This window comes from Streptomyces sp. NPDC054840 (genome assembly GCF_053611065.1).
Genome location: NZ_JBSGZP010000996.1, coordinates 1 through 1,950, shown reverse-complemented (window position 1 = coordinate 1,950; position 1,950 = coordinate 1). Strand labels below are relative to the sequence as shown.

General features: G+C 75.7%; 1 protein-coding gene. It reads left to right on the top strand.

Annotation, left to right across the window (positions count from 1 at the left end):
• The coding region (locus ACWGIU_RS36815) for a SpoIIE family protein phosphatase (RefSeq protein WP_453712425.1) at nt 1-1,909 on the top strand (1,909 nt) is incomplete at its 5' end.
• Nucleotides 1,910-1,950: the final 41 nt, after the last annotated feature.

Below are 1,950 nucleotides of genomic sequence, written 5' to 3'. Positions count from 1 at the left end.
CGACAACGCCCGCCCGCGGGGCGGCGCGGCCCACGGTGACGCCGGGGCGGACGCCGGTACCGGCGGCGCCGGCCGGCACGGGGGCGGCGGGACCGGAACACCGGCCGGCGGCACCGGAGAGGTGACCGCCGCGCGCCGCGAGGGGGACCGGCTGCGCTTCGTCGGCGCCGCCACCCGGCGGATCGCACGCGGCATCGACCTCGACGAGATCGTGCTGGGCCTGTGCCGGGCCACCGTGCCGACATTCTCGGACGCCATCCTCGTCTACCTGCGCGACCCGCTCCCGGTCGGCGACGAGCGGCCCGTCGGCCCGGTCGTTTTACGGCTCCGGCGCACCGACCGGCTCCGGCCGATCGACGATCTGACGGACATGAGCAGCACCATCGGCGCGGGGATGGACCTCGCCGGGGCCGCGGGGGCCACCGGCGAGCTCGACTTCAGCCAGTTGGCGCTGGTCGGCCCGCAGGGTGACCTGCCCGCGGCCGAGCTGTGCGAGATCCGGCCCGGCGGCGCGCTCGCGGAAGTGCTGCGCGGCGTACGGCCCGTCTTCGCTTCCTCCGCCGCCGCGCGGGCCGCCCTGCCCGAGCTGCTCGGCGTGGACCACCCGCTGCCGCGCGGCAACCGGGCCGTCCTCGCGCCGCTGCGCGGCCGCCGCCGGGTGATCGGCGCCGCCGTCTTCCTGCGCAGCCCCGAGCGGCCCGCCTTCGAGCAGAACGACCTGCTGGTCGCCGCCCAGCTGGCCACCCACACCGCGCTCGGCATCGACAAGGCGGTCCTGTACGGCCGTGAGGCCTACATCGCCGACGAGTTGCAGCGCACCATGCTGCCCGACAGCCTGCCGCAGCCCACCGGGGTGCGGCTCGCCTCCCGCTACCTGCCCGCCGCCGAGACTGCACGGGTCGGCGGCGACTGGTACGACGCCATACCGCTGCCCGGCAGCCGCGTCGCGCTCGTCGTCGGCGATGTCATGGGCCACTCCATGACCTCCGCCGCGATCATGGGCCAGCTCCGTACCACCGCGCAGACCCTCGCGCAGCTGGACCTGCCGCCCGCCGAGGTCCTGCACCACCTGGACGAGCAGGCGCAGCGCCTCGGCTCCGACCGCATGGCCACCTGCCTGTACGCCGTCTACGATCCCGTCGCGCACCGGATCACCATCGCCAACGCGGGCCATCCGCCGCCGGTGCTGCTGCACCTGGGCGGCCGCGCCGAGGTGCTCCGCGTACCTCCCGGCGCCCCCATCGGCGTCGGCGGCGTGGACTTCGAGGCCGTGGAGCTGGACGCGCCCGCCGGGGGCACCCTGCTGCTCTACACCGACGGCCTGGTGGAGTCGCGCCTGCGGGACGTGTGGACCGGTATCGAGCAGCTGCGTGAGCGCCTGGCGACCACCGCCCAGCTGACCGGCCTGGACCACCCGCCGCCGCTGGAGGCGCTCTGCGACGACGTCCTGGACATGCTCGGCCCCGGTGACCGGGACGACGACATCGCGCTGCTCGCGGCCCGGTTCGACGGGATCGCGCCCAGCGACGTCGCGTACTGGTTCCTGGACCCCGAGGAGACCGCCCCGGGCCGGGCCCGCCGGTTCGCCCGCCGCGCCTTGACCCGGTGGGGGCTGGAGGAGCTGAGCGACTCGCTGGAGCTGCTGGTCAGCGAGGTGGTCACCAATGCCGTGCGGTACGCGGAGCGGCCCGTGACCTTGCGCCTGCTGCGTACGGACGTACTGCGCTGCGAGGTCGGAGACGACTCGCCGCAGCTGCCGCGCCAGCGCCGGGCGCGGGACACCGACGAGGGCGGCCGGGGCCTGTTCCTGGTCAACCGGATGGCCCGCCGCTGGGGCGCGACGCGGCTCAGCAGCGGAAAGGTCGTCTGGTTCGAGCTGTCGCTGCCGGGGACGCCCGAGCGGCGCTGATCGCGCGACGACGGACAGACCGCCGCCCCGCAGCCTTGGAA